The sequence below is a fragment of the Streptomyces sp. NPDC000151 genome, from assembly GCF_040301705.1.
GTDB lineage: Bacteria > Actinomycetota > Actinomycetes > Streptomycetales > Streptomycetaceae > Streptomyces.
Genome location: NZ_JBEPFC010000026.1, coordinates 12,555 through 31,943, shown reverse-complemented (window position 1 = coordinate 31,943; position 19,389 = coordinate 12,555). Strand labels below are relative to the sequence as shown.

16 protein-coding genes and 2 tRNA genes are annotated in these 19,389 nt (G+C 70.2%); 7 read left to right on the top strand and 11 right to left on the bottom strand.

Annotated elements, in window-relative coordinates; all coding sequences use genetic code 11:
* Positions 1-160 precede the first annotated feature (160 nt).
* Entirely contained in the window at positions 161-2,797 is a 2,637-nt protein-coding gene (locus tag ABT381_RS11270; protein WP_351591188.1) for a valine--tRNA ligase, read from the bottom strand.
* A gap of 140 nt (positions 2,798-2,937) precedes the next feature.
* Here ABT381_RS11270 and ABT381_RS11265 point away from each other — a divergent pair, with 140 nt between their 5' ends.
* Positions 2,938-3,903, top strand: a complete 966-nt coding sequence (locus ABT381_RS11265; RefSeq protein ID WP_351591185.1) for a hypothetical protein — start codon at positions 2,938-2,940, stop codon at positions 3,901-3,903.
* A 105-nt stretch (positions 3,904-4,008) separates the two neighbouring features.
* Here the strand turns inward: ABT381_RS11265 and clpX are convergent, their stop codons facing one another.
* From clpX to ABT381_RS11240, 5 genes are all read right to left on the bottom strand, one after another.
* Positions 4,009-5,298, bottom strand: a complete 1,290-nt coding sequence (gene clpX, locus ABT381_RS11260; protein WP_351591182.1) for an ATP-dependent Clp protease ATP-binding subunit ClpX — start codon at positions 5,296-5,298, stop codon at positions 4,009-4,011.
* 174 nt (positions 5,299-5,472) lie between these two features.
* Positions 5,473-6,138: an ATP-dependent Clp protease proteolytic subunit gene (locus ABT381_RS11255; RefSeq protein WP_351591247.1), complete on the bottom strand. Its 666-nt coding sequence runs from the start codon at positions 6,136-6,138 to the stop codon at positions 5,473-5,475.
* 57 nt (positions 6,139-6,195) lie between these two features.
* Positions 6,196-6,798, bottom strand: a complete 603-nt coding sequence (locus tag ABT381_RS11250; RefSeq protein ID WP_031062215.1) for an ATP-dependent Clp protease proteolytic subunit — start codon at positions 6,796-6,798, stop codon at positions 6,196-6,198.
* Positions 6,799-7,143: 345 nt separating this feature from the next.
* Positions 7,144-8,556: a trigger factor gene (tig, locus tag ABT381_RS11245; protein ID WP_351591179.1), complete on the bottom strand. Its 1,413-nt coding sequence runs from the start codon at positions 8,554-8,556 to the stop codon at positions 7,144-7,146.
* A 246-nt stretch (positions 8,557-8,802) separates the two neighbouring features.
* Positions 8,803-8,879 (bottom strand) — tRNA-Pro (locus ABT381_RS11240).
* Positions 8,880-9,018: 139 nt separating this feature from the next.
* Here ABT381_RS11240 and ABT381_RS11235 point away from each other — a divergent pair.
* Both ABT381_RS11235 and ABT381_RS11230 read left to right on the top strand, forming a co-directional pair.
* A tRNA-Gly gene (locus ABT381_RS11235) sits at positions 9,019-9,092 on the top strand.
* Between the two features lie 107 nt (positions 9,093-9,199).
* The gene (locus ABT381_RS11230; RefSeq protein ID WP_351591176.1) at positions 9,200-9,568 is read left to right on the top strand and encodes an arsenate reductase family protein; all 369 of its coding nucleotides are present in this window, start codon (positions 9,200-9,202) and stop codon (positions 9,566-9,568) included.
* 66 nt (positions 9,569-9,634) lie between these two features.
* Here the strand turns inward: ABT381_RS11230 and ABT381_RS11225 are convergent, their stop codons facing one another.
* Positions 9,635-9,829 carry a hypothetical protein gene (locus tag ABT381_RS11225; RefSeq protein ID WP_351591173.1) on the bottom strand — a complete coding sequence of 65 codons (195 nt, stop codon included), beginning with the start codon at positions 9,827-9,829 and terminating at the stop codon, positions 9,635-9,637.
* A 560-nt stretch (positions 9,830-10,389) separates the two neighbouring features.
* On the opposite strand from ABT381_RS11225, the gene ABT381_RS11220 reads away from it, so the two are divergent.
* Together ABT381_RS11220 and ABT381_RS11215 are read left to right on the top strand one after the other, a co-directional pair.
* Positions 10,390-11,571 (top strand): acyltransferase family protein, encoded by a 1,182-nt coding sequence (locus ABT381_RS11220; protein WP_351591170.1) that lies wholly within the window; start codon positions 10,390-10,392, stop codon positions 11,569-11,571.
* Between the two features lie 244 nt (positions 11,572-11,815).
* Positions 11,816-13,012: a cation:proton antiporter gene (locus ABT381_RS11215; protein WP_351591166.1), complete on the top strand. Its 1,197-nt coding sequence runs from the start codon at positions 11,816-11,818 to the stop codon at positions 13,010-13,012.
* Positions 13,013-13,049: 37 nt separating this feature from the next.
* Here ABT381_RS11215 and ABT381_RS11210 read toward each other — a convergent pair whose 3' ends face one another.
* On the bottom strand, positions 13,050-14,192 hold the full coding sequence (locus tag ABT381_RS11210) for a SpoIIE family protein phosphatase (RefSeq protein WP_351591164.1): 1,143 nt from the start codon (positions 14,190-14,192) through the stop codon (positions 13,050-13,052).
* A gap of 127 nt (positions 14,193-14,319) precedes the next feature.
* Here ABT381_RS11210 and ABT381_RS11205 point away from each other — a divergent pair, with 127 nt between their 5' ends.
* Positions 14,320-15,549, top strand: a complete 1,230-nt coding sequence (locus tag ABT381_RS11205; protein WP_351591161.1) for a GNAT family N-acetyltransferase — start codon at positions 14,320-14,322, stop codon at positions 15,547-15,549.
* A gap of 105 nt (positions 15,550-15,654) precedes the next feature.
* Here the strand turns inward: ABT381_RS11205 and ABT381_RS11200 are convergent, their stop codons facing one another.
* Together ABT381_RS11200 and ABT381_RS11195 are read right to left on the bottom strand one after the other, a co-directional pair.
* Complete coding sequence (locus ABT381_RS11200) at positions 15,655-16,464, bottom strand: Fpg/Nei family DNA glycosylase (protein ID WP_351591158.1); 810 nt, start codon at positions 16,462-16,464, stop codon at positions 15,655-15,657.
* Positions 16,465-16,471: 7 nt separating this feature from the next.
* The gene (locus ABT381_RS11195; protein WP_351591155.1) at positions 16,472-16,960 is read right to left on the bottom strand and encodes a ribose-5-phosphate isomerase; all 489 of its coding nucleotides are present in this window, start codon (positions 16,958-16,960) and stop codon (positions 16,472-16,474) included.
* Between the two features lie 212 nt (positions 16,961-17,172).
* Here ABT381_RS11195 and ABT381_RS11190 point away from each other — a divergent pair, with 212 nt between their 5' ends.
* Entirely contained in the window at positions 17,173-18,585 is a 1,413-nt protein-coding gene (locus ABT381_RS11190; protein ID WP_351591245.1) for an amino acid permease, read from the top strand.
* Between the two features lie 132 nt (positions 18,586-18,717).
* On the opposite strand, the gene ABT381_RS11185 is transcribed toward ABT381_RS11190, so the two are convergent.
* The gene (locus ABT381_RS11185) at positions 18,718-19,317 is read right to left on the bottom strand and encodes a biotin transporter BioY (RefSeq protein ID WP_351591152.1); all 600 of its coding nucleotides are present in this window, start codon (positions 19,315-19,317) and stop codon (positions 18,718-18,720) included.
* Between the last annotated feature and the right edge of the window lie 72 nt (positions 19,318-19,389).

The window sequence follows — 19,389 nt, the reverse complement described above, 5'->3', positions numbered from 1 at the left end:
GATGAGAAATCAGTACGCGTATATCGACAATCCGGCTGCTTTGTGCCGGTGACGCACGGCCCCCTCCGTGCCGACGGCCTGCGGAGCACCTGTCCGTGCCGGTGACGCGCGGGGCCCCCGTCCGTGCGGACGGGGCCCCCGGCGGTGAGCGGTACCTGCGTTACGCCTTCGGCAGCCGTTCCAGCTGGGCGGTGATGCGGACGATGTCCGCCTCGGCCGTCTCCAGTCGGGTGCGGATCTTGTCGACGACCTTCTCGGGCGCCTTGGCCAGGAACGCTTCGTTGCCGAGCTTGCCGGTCGCCTGTGCCTTCTCCTTCTCGGCGGCGGCGAGGTCCTTGGCCAGGCGCTTGCGCTCGGCCTCGATGTCGATCGCGCCGGAGAGGTCCAGCGCGACGGTCGCGCCGGCCACCGGCAGCGAGGCGGTGGCGGCGAAGTCCTCGCCGGCGGGCTGCAGGCGGAGCAGCGAGCGCATCGCGGCTTCGTGCGCGGCCAGTGCGGTGCCCGCCAGGTCGAGCCGGGCCGGGACCCGCTGGCCGGGCTGGAGGCCCTGGTCGGAGCGGAAGCGGCGGACCTCGGTGACGACCTGCTGGACCGTCTCGATCTCCTTCTCGGCCGCCTGGTCGCGGAAGCCGCTGTCGGCGGGCCAGTCGGCGACGACGACGGACTCCTTGCCGGTGAGCGTGGTCCACAGCGCTTCGGTGACGAAGGGCACGATGGGGTGGAGCAGGCGGAGGGTGACGTCGAGGACCTCGCCGAGCACGCGGGCCGAGACCTTGGCCGCGTCGCCGCCGCCCATGAAGGTGGTCTTGGACAGCTCGACGTACCAGTCGAAGACCTCGTCCCACGCGAAGTGGTAGAGCGCGTCGGAGAGCTTCGCGAACTGGAAGTCGTCGTAGTACGCGTCGACCTCGGCGACCGTGGCGTTGAGCCGGGAGAGGATCCAGCGGTCCGTCGCCGACATCTGGGCCGGGTCCGGGAGCGGGCCCTCGACCGTCGCGCCGTTCATCAGCGCGAAGCGGGTGGCGTTCCAGATCTTGTTGGCGAAGTTCCGGGACGCCTGGACCCAGTCCTCGCCGATCGGCACGTCCGTACCGGGGTTGGCGCCGCGGGCGAGGGTGAAGCGGACGGCGTCGGAGCCGTACTCGTCCATCCAGTCCAGCGGGTCGACGACGTTGCCGAAGGACTTCGACATCTTCTTGCCGCGCTCGTCGCGGACCAGGCCGGTCAGCGCGATGGTCTTGAACGGCACCTCGCCGTCCATCGCGTACAGGCCGAACATCATCATCCGGGCGACCCAGAAGAAGATGATGTCGTGGCCGGTGACCAGCACGTCGGTGGAGTAGAACTTCTCCAGGTCCGGGGTCTTCTCCGGCCAGCCCAGGGTGGAGAAGGGCCACAGGCCGGAGGAGAACCAGGTGTCCAGCACGTCGGTGTCCTGGGTCCAGCCCTCGCCGCTCGGCGGCTCCTCGTCGGGGCCGACGCAGACGACTTCGCCGTCGGGGCCGTACCAGACGGGGATGCGGTGGCCCCACCACAGCTGGCGCGAGATGCACCAGTCGTGCATGTTGTCGACCCAGTCGAAGTAGCGCTTCGACATGTCCTCGGGGTGGATCTTGACCCGGCCGTCGCGGACCGCGTCACCGGCGGCCTGCGCGAGCGGGCCGACCTTGACCCACCACTGCATCGACAGCCGCGGCTCGATCGTGGTGCGGCAGCGCGAGCAGTGGCCCACGGAGTGGGTGTACGGGCGCTTCTCGGCGACGATGCGGCCCTGCTCGCGCAGCGCGGCGACGATCGTGGAGCGCGCCTCGAAGCGGTCCAGGCCCTCGAAGGGGCCGTGCACGGTGATGACGCCGCGCTCGTCCATGACAGCCTTGGACTCCAGGCCGTGGCGCTGGCCGATGGCGAAGTCGTTCGGGTCGTGGGCGGGGGTCACCTTGACGGCGCCGGTGCCGAACTCCGGGTCGACGTGGGTGTCCGCGACGACGGGGATGGTGCGGTCGGTCAGCGGGAGCTTGATGCGCTTGCCGACGAGGTGGGCGTAGCGCTCGTCGTCCGGGTGCACCGCGACGGCGGTGTCACCGAGCATCGTCTCGGCGCGGGTGGTGGCCACGACGAGGGTCTCGTCGCCCTCGCCGTACTTGATCGAGACGAGCTCGCCGTCGTCCTCCTGGTACTCCACCTCGATGTCGGAGATGGCGGTCAGGCAGCGCGGGCACCAGTTGATGATGCGCTCGGCGCGATAGATCAGCTCGTCCTCGTAGAGCCGCTTGAAGATGGTCTGGACGGCCTTGGAGAGGCCCTCGTCCATCGTGAAGCGCTCGCGGGACCAGTCGACGCCGTCGCCGAGGCGGCGCATCTGACCGAGGATCTTGCCGCCGTACTCTTCCTTCCACTGCCACACGCGGTCGACGAACGCCTCGCGGCCCAGGTCGTGGCGGGACTTGCCCTCCTCGGCGAGCTGCTGCTCGACCTTGTTCTGGGTGGCGATGCCGGCGTGGTCCATGCCGGGCAGCCACAGCGCCTCGAAGCCCTGCATGCGCTTGCGGCGGGTGAGGGCGTCCATCAGCGTGTGCTGGAAGGCGTGGCCGAGGTGGAGTGAACCCGTGACGTTCGGCGGCGGGATCACGATCGTGTGAGCCGGCTTGTCGCTCTTGGCGTGGGCCTCGAAGTAGCCGCGCTCTACCCAGCGCTCGTACAGCGGCCCCTCTACGTCGGCCGGCGCGTACTGGGTCGGCAGTTCTGCGGGGGTGCTGTTCGGCCCGGAAGCAGGGCTCTTCTGAGGTGTCTCGGTCACGCCGTTCAGTGTACGGGCGCGCATGTAGCAGTCTCGAATCGGTTTGGCCCCCGGGGCTTCGGTGACGCCTGGTGTCGTACAGGATGTGAGCAACGCATAAAGCTGTCCGTTGTTCTGTTGTCACGAGGGGAAACCGCTCCATGAGCTACAACCAGCCGCCACCCGGCCCGTACGGGCAGCCTCAGCAGCCGGGCCCGTACGGGCAGCCGCAGCAGCCGCAGGGCCCGCAGCCGGGTTACGGCTACCCGCAGCAGGGCGGCCCGGTGCCCCCGCAGCAGGGTTACGGCGGTCAGCCCCAGGCGCCGTACGGACAGCCCCCGCAGGCCCCCCAGCAGCAGCCTTACGGACAGCAGGCGCCGTACGGGCAGCCGCAGGCCCCGTACGGTCAGCAGCAGCCCGGCCAGTTCCCGCAGCAGGCCCCCTACGGCCAGCAGCAGCCGCAGTACGGCCAGGTCCCGCCGCCCCCGCCCGCCGGCGGCAGCGGCAAGGGCAAGAAGGTCGCCCTGATCGTCGGCGCCGTCGTGGTCGTGGCCGCGATCGCGGGCGGCGCGATCGCCGTGTTCGGCGGGGGCGGCGGCCTGGAGAACGACGGTCCGCACAAGCTCGCCACCCCGGGCTCGGCCGCCGGGTACACGCTGGTGCCGGGTTCGAGCCGGACCTCCGCCGGCAAGAACGGCATGGCCAAGAACCTGCCGATGAAGGACCCGACCTCGGTGCAGGGCGTGTATTCCCCCGGCGCCGACGCGCGCAAGGGCCTGGTGCTGCAGGGCTCCTACGGCACGATGGACGACCCGGGCACGGCCCTGGACGCCTTCTTCCTGTACATGCAGAAGCAGGCCACCAAGAACGGCAGCGACGCCGACCTGGTGGGCACGCCGGAGGAGTTCACCCCCGAGGGCGGCGAGGGCGCGCTGGTGAAGTGCCAGCTGGCGAAGGCGAAGGACCCGAAGCCGGGTGAGGTGTCCGCGGCCCCGATCTGCGCCTGGGCCGACTACAGCACCTTCGGCGTCGTCCTGCCGGGCGAGAAGAACGCGGCGCGCGACCTGGACGCCGCCGCCGAGCTGCTCGGCAAGGTCCGCAAGGACGTCCGCGTCGAGAAGAAGTGACCTCGCGGACCGCCTCCCCGGAGCGGTGCCGCCAGAGGTGACCTGACACGAAAGGGGGGCTCCCGGCCGGTGCCGGGAGCCCCCTTTCGTGTGTCCGGGTGCGGGCTACGCGCTCTTCTCGTGGTGCTCGCCCGACTCGCCGCCGCGGTTGCGCGGGACCAGCGTCGGGTTCACGTTCGAGTGGACGGCCTCCTCGGTGATGACGACGCGGGCGACGTCCTTGCGGGACGGCACCTCGTACATCACCGACTGGAGCACCTCCTCCATGATCGCGCGCAGGCCGCGCGCGCCCGTGCCGCGCAGGATCGCCTGGTCGGCGATGGCCTCCAGCGCCGGGCGGTCGAAGTCGAGCTCGACCCCGTCCAGTTCGAAGAGCCGCTGGTACTGCTTGACCAGCGCGTTCTTCGGCTCCATCAGGATCTGCAGGAGCGCCTCGCGGTCGAGGTTGTGCACCGAGGTGATCACGGGGAGGCGGCCGATGAACTCGGGGATCATCCCGAACTTCACCAGGTCCTCCGGCATGACCTCCTGGAACTGGTCCTTGGCCTCGATCTCGCGCTTGGAGCGGATCGTCGCGCCGAAGCCGATGCCCTTGGCGCCGGCCCGGGACTCGATGAGCTTCTCCAGGCCCGCGAACGCGCCGCCCACGATGAACAGCACGTTCGTCGTGTCGATCTGGATGAATTCCTGGTGCGGGTGCTTGCGGCCGCCCTGCGGGGGGACCGAGGCGGTGGTGCCTTCCAGGATCTTCAGCAGGGCCTGCTGGACGCCCTCGCCGGAGACATCGCGCGTGATCGAGGGGTTCTCGCTCTTGCGGGCGACCTTGTCGATCTCGTCGATGTAGATGATGCCCGTCTCGGCCTTCTTGACGTCGTAGTCGGCGGCCTGGATGAGCTTGAGGAGGATGTTCTCCACGTCCTCGCCGACGTACCCCGCCTCCGTCAGCGCCGTCGCGTCGGCGATGGCGAACGGGACGTTCAGCATCCGGGCGAGCGTCTGCGCGAGCAGCGTCTTGCCGGAGCCGGTCGGGCCGAGCAGCAGGATGTTGGACTTGGACAGCTCGATGCCCTCGTCGTTGCCGCGCGCTCCGCCGTTCTCGCCCGCCTGCACCCGCTTGTAGTGGTTGTAGACCGCTACCGAGAGCGCCTTCTTGGCGGACTCCTGGCCTACGACGTAGCCCTCCAGGAACTCGTAGATCTCCCGGGGCTTGGGCAGTTCCTCCCAACGCACCTCGGAGGTCTCGGCGAGCTCCTCCTCGATGATTTCGTTGCAGAGGTCGATGCACTCGTCGCAGATGTACACACCAGGACCCGCGATGAGCTTCTTCACCTGCTTCTGGCTCTTCCCGCAGAACGAGCACTTGAGCAGGTCGCCGCCGTCACCGATGCGTGCCACGAGGTGCTTCCCCTTCGCCTGGGATCCGCATTGCTCCTACGGACCCGGGTGCTTGCCTATCGACGGTACCTTGCCGGGCCCCCGCTGCGGGCCCCCCTTGAACCGACTCGGCCGACTCGGTCCAAGGGGGAGCCACTCCGGCTCAAGTCGCGACCAGCGCGATCAATCGAACGGTCAAACCGAAACGGAAGTCTTCCGGGTCGACACGATCTGGTCCACAAGACCGTACGCGAGGGACTCCTCGGCCGTAAGAATCTTGTCGCGCTCGATGTCGTCGCGGATCTTCTCGATCGGCGTGGTGGAGTGCTTGGCCAGCATCTCCTCCAGCTGCGTGCGCATGCGCAGGATCTCGTTGGCGGCGATCTCCAGGTCGGAGACCTGACCGCGGCCCGTCTCGCTGTACGGCTGGTGGATCAGGATGCGGGCGTTGGGCAGCGCCATCCGCTTGCCGGGGGTGCCGGCCGCGAGCAGCACGGCGGCGGCGGAGGCTGCCTGGCCCATGCACACGGTCTGGATGTCCGGCTTCACGAACTGCATCGTGTCGTAGATCGCGGTGAGCGCCGTGAAGGAGCCGCCGGGCGAGTTGATGTAGATGGAGATGTCACGGTCGGGGTCCATCGACTCCAGGCACAGCAGCTGCGCCATGACGTCGTTGGCCGACGCGTCGTCGATCTGCACGCCGAGGAAGATCACGCGCTCCTCGAAGAGCTTCGCGTACGGGTCGTACTCCCGAACGCCCTGCGAGGTGCGCTCCACGAAGCGCGGAACGATGTAGCGCGACTCGGCCTGAGGGCCCTCGTACAGGCCGCTGCCGGAGGAGTTGTTCATCTGGGTGTTCACCGTCCTGGTGGCGATCAAGTGGGCTGGGGTCGGCTGCGGGGTGCGCGGTCCGGGCCGTCAGGCGCCGGTGCCGCCCCCGCCCGGGACGCCGGCGGCGGAGCCCATGACGTCGTCGATGAGGCCGTACGCCTTGGCCTCGTCGGCCGAGAACCAGCGGTCGCGGTCCGAGTCGCGGGTGATCTGCTCGACGGTCTGGCCGGTGTGGAAGGCGGTCAGCTCCGCCATCCGCTTCTTGGTGTGCAGCAGCCGCTCGGCGTGGATCTTGATGTCCGACGCGGAGCCCGCCAGGCCCGCGGAGGGCTGGTGGATGAGGATCTCGGCGTTCGGCAGCGCGAAGCGCTTGCCCGGCGTACCGGCACTCAGCAGGAACTGGCCCATCGAGGCCGCCAGGCCCATGGCGATGGTGACCACGTCGTTCTTGATGTACTGCATGGTGTCGTAGATCGCCATGCCGGCCGAGATCGAACCGCCCGGAGAGTTGATGTAGAGGAAGATGTCCTTCTCCGGCTCGGCGGCCAGGAGGAGCAGCTGCGCGGTGATCTTGTTGGCGATGTCGTCGTCGACCGGCTGGCCGAGGAAGATGATCCGCTCGCCGAGCAGCCGGTTGTAGACCTGGTCGCCGAGGCCACCGAAGGTCGGCTCAGCGGCGGCGGAAGGCATCGGGATCGTCACGTGTCCACCTGCTCGTTGTCGGACGGCTTTTCAGGACCGTCTCAGCGTCGTCGTCTGGGGCGCGGGACTCGGCGCCGCGTTGGTGCCCCGGCGCGGTGTCGGAAAGTCCCCTGCCCACGTATCTACGGACCCTAACGCGCAGGTCGCCGGGCGCCATCCCGCATCGAGAACTGTTCGCTCTGAGCGCAGGTGCCCGGGGCGCTCCCGGGGCCCTGGGGACACGCCGGTACGCGACGGGCCCGGACACGCGCGCTCGCGTGTCCGGGCCCGTACGCCGACGTGCTGTGGCGGCTGCGGGAGCCGCCTCGGCCGGTGCGGAACCGGCCGGGGGACTTACTTGGCCTCGTCCTCGGCCTGCTCGTCCTTGGCCTCGGCGGCCTCGGCGGTGGCCTCCTCGACGGACTCGGCGGCCTCGACGGTCTCGGCCGTCTCGTCCTCGTCGTCCAGGTCGACGACCTCACCGTTGGTGTCCTTGACCGTGGCGGCCTCGACGACGACCGCGAGGGCCTTGCCGCGGGCGACCTCGCCGACGAGCATCGGCACCTGGCCGCCCTCGACGACGGCCTGCGCGAACTGGTCGGGGGACATGCCGGAGGACTGCGCGCGGCGCATGAGGTGCTCGGTGAGCTCCTCCTGGCTGACGTTCAGCTTCTCCTTGTTGACCAGCTCGTCGAGGACGAACTGGGTCTTGATGCCCTTCTCGGCCTGCTCCTTGGTCTCGGCGTCGAACTCCTCCTCGCTCTTGCCCTGGATCTCCAGGTACTTCGCGAGGTCGAGGCCCATCTGGCCGAGCTGGTGGTTCACGAGGTTGTGCTTGCGGGTCTCGATCTCGTCCGCGAGCAGCTTCTCGGGGAGCGGGACCTCGACGAGCTTGAGCAGCTCCTCCAGGACCTTCTCCTGGGCCTGGGTGGCCTGGTCGTACTTCTTCATCTGCGCGAGGCGCTTGCGGCTGTCGTCCTTGAGCTCGTCAAGGGTGTCGAACTCGCTCGCCAGCTGCGCGAAGTCGTCGTCCAGCGCGGGCAGTTCCTTGGCCTTGACCTCGGTGACCTTCACCTCGACCTCGGCCTCCTTGCCCGCGGCGGAGCCGCCCTTGAGCTCGGAGGTGAAGGTGGCGGTGGAGCCGGCCTCGAGGCCGGTGACGGCGTCGTCGATGCCGTCGAGGAGCTCGCCGGATCCGATGGTGTAGCTGACGCCCTCGGCGACGCCGTCCTCCAGGACCTCGCCGTCGACCTTGGCCTGCAGGTCGATCGTCACGACGTCGCCCTCGGCGGCGGCGCGCTCGACGGCGGAGGTGGAGGCGAAGCGCTCACGGAGCTGCTCGACCGACTTCTCGATGTCCTCGTCCGACACCTCGATGGCGTCGACCTCGACCTCGATGCCGGAGTAGTCCGGGATCTCCAGGGCCGGGCGGATGTCCACCTCGGCGGTGAAGGCCAGCAGCTCGCCGTCCTTCAGCTCGGTGATGTCCACCTCGGGCTGGCCGAGGACGTTGAGCTCACCCTCGTTGACCGCCTCGGTGTAGAACTTCGGGAGCGCGTCGTTGACGGCTTCCTCGAGCACGGCGCCGCGACCGAACCGCTGGTCGATGACGCGGGCCGGGATCTTGCCCTGGCGGAAGCCCTTCACCGTGACCTGCTGGTTGATCTTCTTGTACGCCGCGTCGAGGCTGTCCTTGAGCTCCTCGAAGGGCACCTCGACAGTGAGCCGAACCCGGGTCGGGTTCAGGGTCTCCACGGCGCTCTTCACGGTTCGGTCTCCTTGGGGCTGACTTCTGGGGTTTCGCTGGAAGATCCCCCGGCCTCGGGACGCTCGTGGCGTATCGGGCCCGGCGGATCGCGCCCGGGAGACCTGGAAACGAGGCACACGGACGCGCAGCTTGCATAGTAACCGCAAGCACGACGCGCCCCACAATGCGATCTTGGGATCCCCCGTCCGGGCAGGCCGGGCAAGGGGTGGTACTGCGATCATGAGGATGGCTGGAAAGCCGCATGATGGTCGGGGTGGCCGGATTCGAACCGACGACCTTCCGCTCCCAAAGCGGACGCGCTACCAAGCTGCGCCACACCCCGTCGGTGCGACACGTAGGGTACATGGCCGCAGGCCATGCGGCTGCCAGTTATCCGAGGGACGAGTGGGGTGTGCGGCGAACCGCCCCGACCCGCTACGATGCTCACCGTGCCGGAGGCCGCTCGACGGTCCACGGCGCATGCGGGCGTAGCTCAATGGTAGAGCCCTAGTCTTCCAAACTAGCTACGCGGGTTCGATTCCCGTCGCCCGCTCCACGACGAAAGGCCCGGCCGCACGCAGGACAGCGCGGCCGGGCCTTCGGCGTATCCGGGGGTACGCGGCAGGCGGACCGGGCCGGGCGTGCGCTGGCTAAGGTGCGCGCATGGAGATCTGGGTCAATCCCGCGTGTTCGAAGTGCCGGTCCGCTGTGCAGCTGCTGGACGAGGAGGGCGCGCAGTACACCGTGCGCCGCTATCTGGAGGACCCGCCGAGCGCGGCGGAGCTGCGGGCCGTACTGGACCGGCTCGGGCTGGAGCCGTGGGACATCACGCGTACGCAGGAGGCCGCGGCGAAGGAGCTGGGCCTGAAGGACTGGGAGCGGTCGGCGGACGCGCGGGAGCGCTGGATCGAGGCGCTGGCCGCGCACCCGAAGCTGATCCAGCGGCCGATCATCACCGCGGACGACGGCAGTGCCGTGGTGGGCCGCAGTGAGGACGCCGTACGGGACGCGCTGGGCCGCGGCGGGCGCTGAGCGGCGCGCGTACGGGGCGAGCGGCGCCGGGCCGCGGGGAGCCGGTCCGGTGCCCGTTCGCGGTGGTCAGAAGGTGATGTTGTTGATCGTGTCCGCGACGGAGGTGAAGAACCGGTTGACGGACGGGGCTATGCCGGTGGACGCGAGGAAGAAGCCGAAGAGTATGGCGACGAGCGCGGGTCCCCACTTCAAGGCCTTGTTGCGGAGCAACACGATCAGAATGATCGCCAACAGCAGCACCACAGACAGCGAAAGTTCCACAACTGATCACACCCTTGGTCGGAATGCCACACCGGCCCTGGAAGCATGCAGCCGCGCACACCCCCGCCGGCACCCATCGTGCCACCAACTCTCTTCCCGGTGGAGGCGAGTGACGAATCATCGGCCAAGGCTTTACGCACTTCCCGTGCCCCTATGCCTTCCGGACGGCTCTGCGGCACCGGCCCGCGCACGGCAATGAAGCAACCCTGCCGCGACCCCCGATTCGGCCTGATCATTTCCGTCCGGCCGGATTCCGCTGCCGCGCGTACACCCACCTCACGCCCGCGAATTCGAATTCCGGGGACATGATTTCGTGAGCCGCGCCACTCGAACGGACCACCGCAGAGTAGGACATTCCCTCCGGGTCGTTCGCGGCACCTATGCCCCGATTAGTCGGGATGATTCAGTACAGAACGGGCGCTCGGGCACCCGCGGCCGGCCGGCACAAGAACGGCCGGATCTTCTCGGCTACCCGGAATCTCCGCGGGTAGCTGCAGAAATAGCCGAGAAATAAGAAGACGGTTTTACGCAATCTCCGGTTGACCACTAGGGTGCCTCAGATGTTCCACGGCGATCAGCGAAGTCCGCTCCCCCCGGCCAAGGAATCGACCGCCACGGCCGCGCCCCCGGCCGAGAAGCCGGCCACCCCTGCCGCACCGGCGGGGAAGCCGGCCGGCCCGGCCGCACCCCAGCAGAAGAAGGCCCGTGACCCCTTCTTCGACAACGCCAAGTACCTGGCGATCGTGCTGGTCGCGATGGGCCACTCCTGGGAGCCGCTGACCGACGGCAGCCGCGCCGCCGAAGCGCTCTACATGGTCGTTTACACGTTTCACATGCCGGCGTTCATCATCATCTCCGGTTACTTCTCGCGCAGCTTCGACATGCGCAAGGACCGGCTGCAGCGGCTGATCACCGGCGTCGCCGTGCCGTACGTGCTCTTCGAGGTCGCCTACAGCTTCTTCAAGCGCTGGGCCGACCACGACCCCGGCCACCCGATCAGCCTCCTCGACCCGTGGTTCCTGACCTGGTTCCTGGTCGCGCTGTTCATCTGGCGGCTCACCACTCCGCTGTGGAAGATCGTGCGCTGGCCCGTCCCGCTGGCCCTGGTCATCGCGATGCTGGCGTCCGTCTCGCCGGACATCGGCGACGACCTGGACCTCCAGCGGGTCCTGCAGTTCCTGCCGTTCTTCGTCATCGGGCTCTTCATGAAGCCCGAGCACTTCCAGTGGGCGCAGCGCCGCGCGGTGAAGTGGGCCTCGCTGCCGATCTTCGCGTCGGCGCTGGTGATGGCGTACTGGGCCGGGCCGCGGATGACCTCGGCGTGGTTCTACCACCGGGACAGCGCGCAGGAGCTGGGCGCGCCCTGGTGGGCGGGCCTGGTGATGACGCTGGCCCTCTTCGGCTGCTCGGCGGTGCTGGTGACCTGCTTCTTCGCCTGGGTGCCGAAGCGCCGGACGTGGTTCACGGTGCTGGGCGCCGGCACGCTGTACGGCTATCTGCTGCACGGCTTCCTGGCGAAGGGCTCGCGCTTCTGGGGCTGGTTCGACGACTACCAGTGGCTGCACACGCCGCTGGGCGAGATCGCGGTGACGGTCATCGCGGGGGCCGTGGTCACCGCGCTGTGCACGCCGCCGGTGCAGCGGGCCTTCCGGTGGGCGATGGAGCCGAGGATGGCCTGGGCGTTCAAGAAGGACCCGGCCGAGACGGCGCGGGCGCGCGGCTCGGCGAGGACGCCGACGTAGGCGCAGGAGTCCTGGGACATCAGGGTGCGGGGCGGCAGCGATGCCGCCCCGCACCTTTTTCGTGCGCGCGCGGGCTCCGCCCCGTCGGCGGCAAGGGCCGGTGAGCGCGGCCAGAGAGCCTCCAGTAATCATTTGGTAAACTAACTACTGGCGCTTTCTTGACCAACCCTTGACTCTTTTTTCTCTCCCTTGCCCGTCGCCGAGCCCTGGAGGAGCCATCGGACACACGGAGACCCTCATCGCCATGGGCGGCGCCTTCCTGGCCGCCGCCGTCCTCGCCCGCGTCGGCAACCGCATCGGTCTGCCGACCATCCCCCTGTTCATCCTGGCCGGGATCCTCCTCGGCCCGCACACCCCCGGCATCGTCCTGGTCGCCGACCCGCACGACCTGGAGATGCTCTCCCTCCTCGGCCTGGTGCTGCTGCTCTTCTACCTGGGCCTCGAGTTCCATCTGGACGACCTCAAAACGGGCGGCCGCAAGATGGCCCTCGCGGGCGGCGCGTACCTCGCGCTGAACGTCGGCGCCGGCCTCGGCTTCGGCTTCGCGCTCGGCTGGGGCACGGCGGAGGCGCTGGTACTGGCCGGCGTGCTCGGCATCTCCTCGTCGGCGATCGTCACGAAGGTCCTGGTCGACCTGGGCCGGCTCGGCAACCCCGAGACCCGCCCGATCCTCGGCATCATCGTGGTCGAGGACATCTTCCTCGCGCTGTACCTCGCGGCCCTCCAGCCGGTCATCTCCGGCGCCGACTCGATGGCCGCGGCGGCCGGGGACGCCGGCAAGGCGTTCGGCTTCCTGCTGCTGCTCGCGGCGGCGGCCCGCTGGGGCACGAAGCTGATCGGCCGCCTGATCGCCACCCGCGACAACGAACTCCTGGTCATCTCCTTCCTCGGCGCCGCCGTCCTGGTGGCCGGGGTCTCGGAGTGGTTCGGCGTGGCCGACGCGATCGGCGCGTTCATGGTCGGCCTGATGCTGGGCAGCACGAGCTCCGGCGCGCGCATACGGGAGCTGGTGCACCCGCTGCGGGACGCGTTCGGCGCGATCTTCTTCTTCGCCTTCGGGCTGTCCATCGCCCCTGGCGACCTGCCGACGGTGCTGTGGCCCGTACTGGCAGCGGTCGCGGTGACGCTGCTGATGAACGTCCTCGCGGGGATCGTCGTCGCCCGCCTCTACCGGTTCGGGCCGCGGCCCGCCGCGAACATCGCCACGTCGCTGCTGGCCCGCGGCGAGTTCGCGCTGATCCTCGCGACGATGGCCGCGACGGCGGGCCTGGACGAGCGGCTGTCGCCGTTCATCGCGGGGTACGTGCTGATCCTGGCGGTACTGGGGCCGCTGGCGGCGGGCCGGGCGAATTGGCTGGCGCGCGTTCTTCCGGGCCGTGCGGCGAGCCCCGCGGGGGCACCGGCCGAAGCGGAGCCGGTGGGGGCCGGGCGCGGCGCGTGACCGTGGCGCGGGCCGGCGGGCCCGCGGCAGGTGGCGCTCAGTCCCGGCAGATCAGCAGCAGTGCGCGGTCGTCGTGCACGTCCTTGGCGACCGCCTCGATCAGATGCCAGGCGGCACCGGCGAAGCCGGCGGTCACATAGCGGTCGGCCTCGCCGGTGAGGCGGTCGATGCCCTCGGCGATGTCCCGGTCGGACGCCTCGACCAGCCCGTCGGTGAAGAGCATCAGCACGTCACCGGGGCGCAGCGTGCCCTTGATCGGGTCGAAGTGGGCGCCGTCCATGATGCCGAGCAGCGGGCCCTCGGCCGCCTTCTCCTCCCAGCGGCCGCTGCCCGCGCTCAGCTGGAGGGCCGGCGGATGCCCGGCGGAGAACAGCTCGTAGTCCCCGGACTCCAGGTCCAGTACGAGGTGGATGGCGGTCGCGAAGCCCTCGCTCCAGTCCTGGCGGAGCAGGTAGCCGTTGGCCGCGGGGAGGAAGCCGTGCGGCGGCAGCGAGCCGAGCAGGCCGCCGAACGCGCCGGACAGCAGCAGCGCGCGGGACGCCGCGTCCATGCCCTTGCCGGAGACGTCCGTGAGGACGACCTCCAGGATGTGGCCGCCGTGCGTGCGCGAGGCGACGACGAAGTCGCCGGAGAAGGACTGGCCGCCGGCCGGGCGCAGCGACATCTCCCGGTGCCAGCCCGGCGGCAGCGGCGGCAGCGCGCTCTGTACGCGGATGCGTTCACGCAGGTCGAAGAGCATCGTGCCGCCGCGCCGCCAGGGCACCCCGACCCGGCTGCGGAACTGCGCGATCAGCAGCCCGAAGAGGCCCACGGCGGCGACCACCAGGACCGTGCCGGGCGTGATGCGGTCCGGGCCCTGCTCGTACGGGCCGAGGACCGCGGCCTCCACGATCAGGGCCATCGCCGCCGTGCCGTACAGGGCCAGCAGGCTGGCGGGCCGCAGCAGCAGGCCGCCCGCGACGATGGGCAGGACCAGGGCTGCCGGGGCGATCCAGTCGGGGTGCCAGACGGTGCCGCCCGTGATGGCCGGTACGGAGATCAGCAGGGCGGCCAGCGCGACCCAGTCGGAGCCGTCGCCGCGGAAGTAGTCGACCATGGCCTTGCGCACGCCGATGCGAGCCCGGTGCATCGCCTTGCGCACCCGGGCCGTCAGGGTCTCCGCTGCCGCGCCGCTCGCCATTGCTCCGCGACCATATCCACCCCTTTGGCGGCGCGTCGATTCGCGGCACGCCGCCGAAGGCAATTGCCAGGAAAATGTGTTCGAAATCCAGTCGCGTCCGCGAGGGGTCGGCTGCTACGCATGGCGTATGACGACACAGGTACGGACGCTGCGCGCGGCCGAATGGGACGGCTGGTACGGCAAGTTGGAGCGCGCCTTCGGCGGCGCGCCCGAGGCTCCCGAGGAGCGCGGGCTCTTCCGGGACCTCACCGAGGTGGACCGGTCGCTCGGGGTGTGGGACGGGTCCGAAGTGGTGGGCACGGCGGGCGCGTTCTCCTTCCGGATGAACGTGCCGGGCGGGGCGCTGCTGCCCGCGGCCGGCGTCACGATGGTCAGCGTGCAGCCGACGCACCGGCGGCGCGGGCTGCTGACGGAGATGATGCGGCATCAGCTCGCCGACGTACGCCGCCGGGAGGAGCCGCTCGCCGTACTGACCGCGTCCGAACCGGTGATCTACGGCCGGTTCGGATACGGCATGGCCACCCGCCAGGCCCAGCTGCGGGTGGAGACGAAGCGGGTCACGCTGTCGCTCCCGGACGGCACGGACGACGTACGGCTGCGGCTCGTGCCGCCCGCCGAGGCAGTGGCCGACTGCGAGCGGGTGTACGCGGCGGTGGCCGCGGGACGCCCCGGGATGCTCGCCCGGCAGCCCGGCTGGGAGCGGCTGCCGCTGCTGGACCCGCCCGGTGAGCGGGAGGGCGCGGGGGAACTGCTGTGCGTGCTGGCGGAGGTGGGCGGCGAGGTGCGCGGGTACGCGCGGTACTCGGTCAAGGCGGAGTGGAGTTCGAGCGGCCCGGACGGCATCGTCCAGCTGCGCGACATCGAAGCGCTGGACCCCGTCGTCCGGGCGGCCCTATGGGACTACCTGTTCTCCATCGACCTGACGTCCCGGCTGGTGAGCCACAACCGGCCGGTCGACGACCCGCTGCTGCACATGGTCTCCGACCTGCGGCGGTGCGAGCTGCGGGTGCGGGACGGGCTGTTCCTGCGCCCGGTGGAGGTCGGCGCCGCGCTCTCGGGGCGTACGTACGCGACGCCGGTCGATGTCGTCCTGGACGTCGAGGACGCGTTCTGCCCGTGGAACCAGGGGCGGTGGCGGCTGTCCGGCGACGCGAAGGGGGCGTCCTGCGAGCGGACGACGGACGCGGCGGATCTGGCGCTGTCGGTACGGGAACTGGGCGCGGCGTATCTGGGCGACACGTCACTGAGCGCGCTGGCGGCGGCGGGACGGGTACGGGAGCTGCGCGCTGGGGCGCTGGCCGAGGCGTCTGGAGCCTTTGGCTCCGATGTGGCGCCGTGGCTGCCGCACGGGTTCTGAGGAAGCGGCAAAATCAAGCCCGTCCGGCGATTGAGGACCGGGGTCCGGGGCGGAGCCCCGTGCAGGGCCCCCGCAGTCGGGGGACGGCAGCCGGACGGGCGCGCGTCAGCGCGTTTGGCAGGTCGGACACCAGAAAAGGTTCCGGTTGGCCAGGTCCGTCGTGCGGATGTCTGCCCCGCAGACATGGCAAGGTTGCTGCGCCCGCCGGTAGACGTACACCTCGCCGCCGTGGTCGTCGACGCGCGGCGGGCGGCCCATGGCCTCCGGCTCGTGTTCCGGCCGTACGGTGTCGATGCGGTTGTTGCGGACGCCTTCGCGCATGAGGAGGACCAGGTCCGACCAGATCGCATCCCATTCGGAGCGCGTCAGATCGCGGCCGAGGCGGTACGGGTCGATTCCGTGCCGGAAGAGGACCTCGGCGCGGTAGACATTACCGACGCCGGCGATGACCTTCTGGTCCATCAGGAGCGCGGCCACCGACGTACGGCTGCGGGAGATCCGCCGCCAGGCCCGCTCACCGTCGTCGGCGGCGCGCAGCGGGTCGGGGCCGAGCCGGTCGTGTATCGCCTGCTTGTCGGCGTCGGTGACCAGCGCGCAGGCCGTGGGCCCACGCAGGTCCGCGTAGTACCGCTCGTTCAGCAGCCGCAGCCGCACCGTGTCGGTGGGCGGCGGGGCCGGCGCCGTGCCGAAGCCGAGCTTGCCGAAGAGCCCGAGGTGGATGTGGACCCAGCCGGTCGCCGCGAAGCCCAGGAAGAGGTGCTTGCCGTGCGCCTCGGCGGCCTCCAGTACCTGCCCGTCGACCAGCGCGGCGCCGTCGGCGAACTTGCCCTGCGGGCTGGCCGCACGCACGGCCCGGCCGCCGAACCTCTCGAAGTGGTCGGCGGCCAGCCGGTGGATCGTGTGCCCCTCGGGCATCGTGGGGTCAGTCCTGCTGCGGGTGGTGCGCCGGGATCGCGGGCAGCTCGCCGGTGGTCTCGTACGCGGAGAGCATCTCGATGCGGCGGGTGTGCCGCTCCTCGTCGCTGTACGGCGTGGCGAGGAACGCCTCGATGAACTTGGTGGCCTCGTCCTGGGTGTGCATCCGGCCGCCGACGGAGATCACGTTGGCGTTGTTGTGCTCACGCCCGAGCTTGGCGGTCTCCTCGCTCCAGGCCAGCACGGCCCGTACGCCCTTGACCTTGTTGGCGGCGATCTGCTCGCCGTTGCCCGAGCCGCCGATCACGACGCCGAGCGCTGCCGGGTCGGCGGCGGTCTTCTCCGCGGCCCGGAGGCAGAACGGCGGGTAGTCGTCCTGGGCGTCGTAGATGTGCGGACCACAGTCGACGGGCTCGTGGCCATTGGCCTTCAGCCACTCGACGAGGTGGTTCTTCAGTTCGAAACCGGCATGATCGGAGCCGAGGTACACGCGCATGCGACGAGTGTGACACGGCGGGGTCCGGGTAGGCGCCGTTGGGTCTCCCTATGGGTCTACGGGCGGAAACTCCCGCGTTACGCGTCGTACATACATTCGTCGTACAAGTGCACGGAACCGCTAACGATCCGGAGTCGGGATCTTCCCGAACCCGGGTTACCGCAGATCTAATGCGGGAGCTCCAATCCATGAACCACACAAGGACGGTGCACATGGGCGCGCACCCGCCGACCACGACCGCAGAGCCGGCCACCGGCGACCCCGCCGACGGCCGGTCGCCGGAGGGCCTGCAGGCAGGTCTCAAGAACCGCCACCTGTCGATGATCGCCATCGGCGGGGTGATCGGCGCCGGCCTCTTCGTCGGCTCCGGCGCCGGCATCGCGGCCGCCGGGCCCGGCATCCTCCTCTCCTACGCGCTGACCGGCCTGCTGGTCGTCCTCGTGATGCGGATGCTCGGCGAGATGGCCGCCGCCTCGCCCACCTCCGGCTCCTTCTCCGCCTACGCGGACCGGGCGCTGGGCCGCTGGGCGGGCTTCACGATCGGCTGGCTGTACTGGTTCTTCTGGTCGGTCGTGCTGGCCGTCGAGGCGACCGCGGCGGCCGCGATCCTCACCAACTGGGTCCCGGCCGTCCCGCAGTGGGCCTGGGCGCTGCTGGTGATGATCGTGCTGACCGGTACGAACCTGATCTCCGTCGGCTCCTTCGGCGAGTTCGAGTTCTGGTTCGCCGGGATCAAGGTCGCCGCGATCGTGATCTTCATCGTGGCCGGCGCGCTGGCGATCTTCGGGCTGCCGCCGGGTGACGAGGCCGTGGGCATGGCCAACCTGACCGGACACGGCGGCTTCCTGCCGCACGGGCCGGGCGCGATCCTCTCCGGGATGCTGCTGGTCGTCTTCTCCTTCATGGGCAGCGAGATCGTCACCCTGGCGGCCAGCGAGTCGCCCAACCCGGTGCAGGCCGTCCGCAAGGCCACCAACAGCGTCATCTGGCGGATCGCGATCTTCTACCTCGGCTCGATCGCGGTGATCGTCACGCTGCTGCCGTGGGACGACAAGGCCGTGGAGGCGAGCCCGTACGTCGCCGTGCTGCAGTCGCTGGACATCCCGTACGCGGGCACGGTCATGGACGTCGTCGTGCTCACGGCCGTGCTGTCCTGTCTGAACTCCGGCCTCTACACCGCGTCCCGGATGGCCTTCTCGCTCGGCGAGCGGGGCGACGCGCCGAAGTCCTTCACCCGCGTCAACAAGGGCGGCGTCCCCGCGGTCTCCATCTGGGCCTCGGTCGCCTTCGGCTTCGTCGCGGTGATCTTCAGCTACACCTCGAAGGACACGATCTTCCAGTTCCTGCTGAACTCCTCGGGCGCGGTCGCGCTCTTCGTGTGGCTGGTCATCTGCTTCTCGCAGCTGCGGATGCGCCGCACGATCGAGCGTGACATGCCGGAGCGGCTGACCGTCCGGATGTGGCTGTACCCGTACCTCACGTACGCCACGATCGCGCTGATCCTCTTCGTCGTGGGCTACATGTTCTACAACCCCGAGGGCCGCCAGCAGATGATCATGTCCGTCATCGTCGGCCTCCTGGTCCTGGCAGTCGGCATCCTGCGCGACCGTCGGCGTACACGCTAGCTGTGGGCATTCGTTCCGCAGGGCGGAACGGGTGGGCACAGCGGAACCGGCCACCGGGCCGCACCCGGAAACGCACCGGGCCCCGCACCCCCAAGAGGAGGCGCGGGGCCCGTCCGCGTACGGGAAGGACGCTCAGCCCCGACGACCGGCCAGCCGCCAGGCGCCCGGCAGCGCCCCCATCGCCAGCGCCGCCTTCAGCGCGTCACCGATCAGGAACGGCACCAGCCCGGCCGCGACCGCCTGCCCGAGCGACATGCCCGTCGCCATCGCCAGGTACGGCACGCCGACCGCGTACGTGAGCGCCATGCCGACGACCATCGTGCCGGCGGTGCGCCACACCCCACGGTCCCCACCGCGCCGGGCCAGCGCGCCGACCACGGTCCCGGCCAGCAGCATGCCGAGGACGTACCCGAAGGACGCGCCGCCCGCACCGGCGGACGCGCCCGCGAACCACGGCACGCCGGCCATGCCGACCAGCGCGTACAGCGCGAGCGAGAGGAAGCCGCGGCCGGCCCCGAGCGAGGCGCCGACCAGCAGCGCGGCGAAGGTCTGGCCGGTCACCGGCACCGGGGAGCCCGGAACCGGTACGGCGATCTGGGCGGCGACGCCGGTGAGCGCGGCACCGCCGAGCACCAGCGCGGCGTCGCGGACGCGGGCGCGCGGGGCGGTGGCGGCGGGCAGCAGGTCGGCGAGGACAGCGCCCGGGCGGCTGGAGGCGGCGGCAAGGCTCATCGGGACTCCGCGGGGGTGAGAGACAACAGGGACGGACAACACGGTCGGTGCGAAGCATGCTTCGAACGGCGC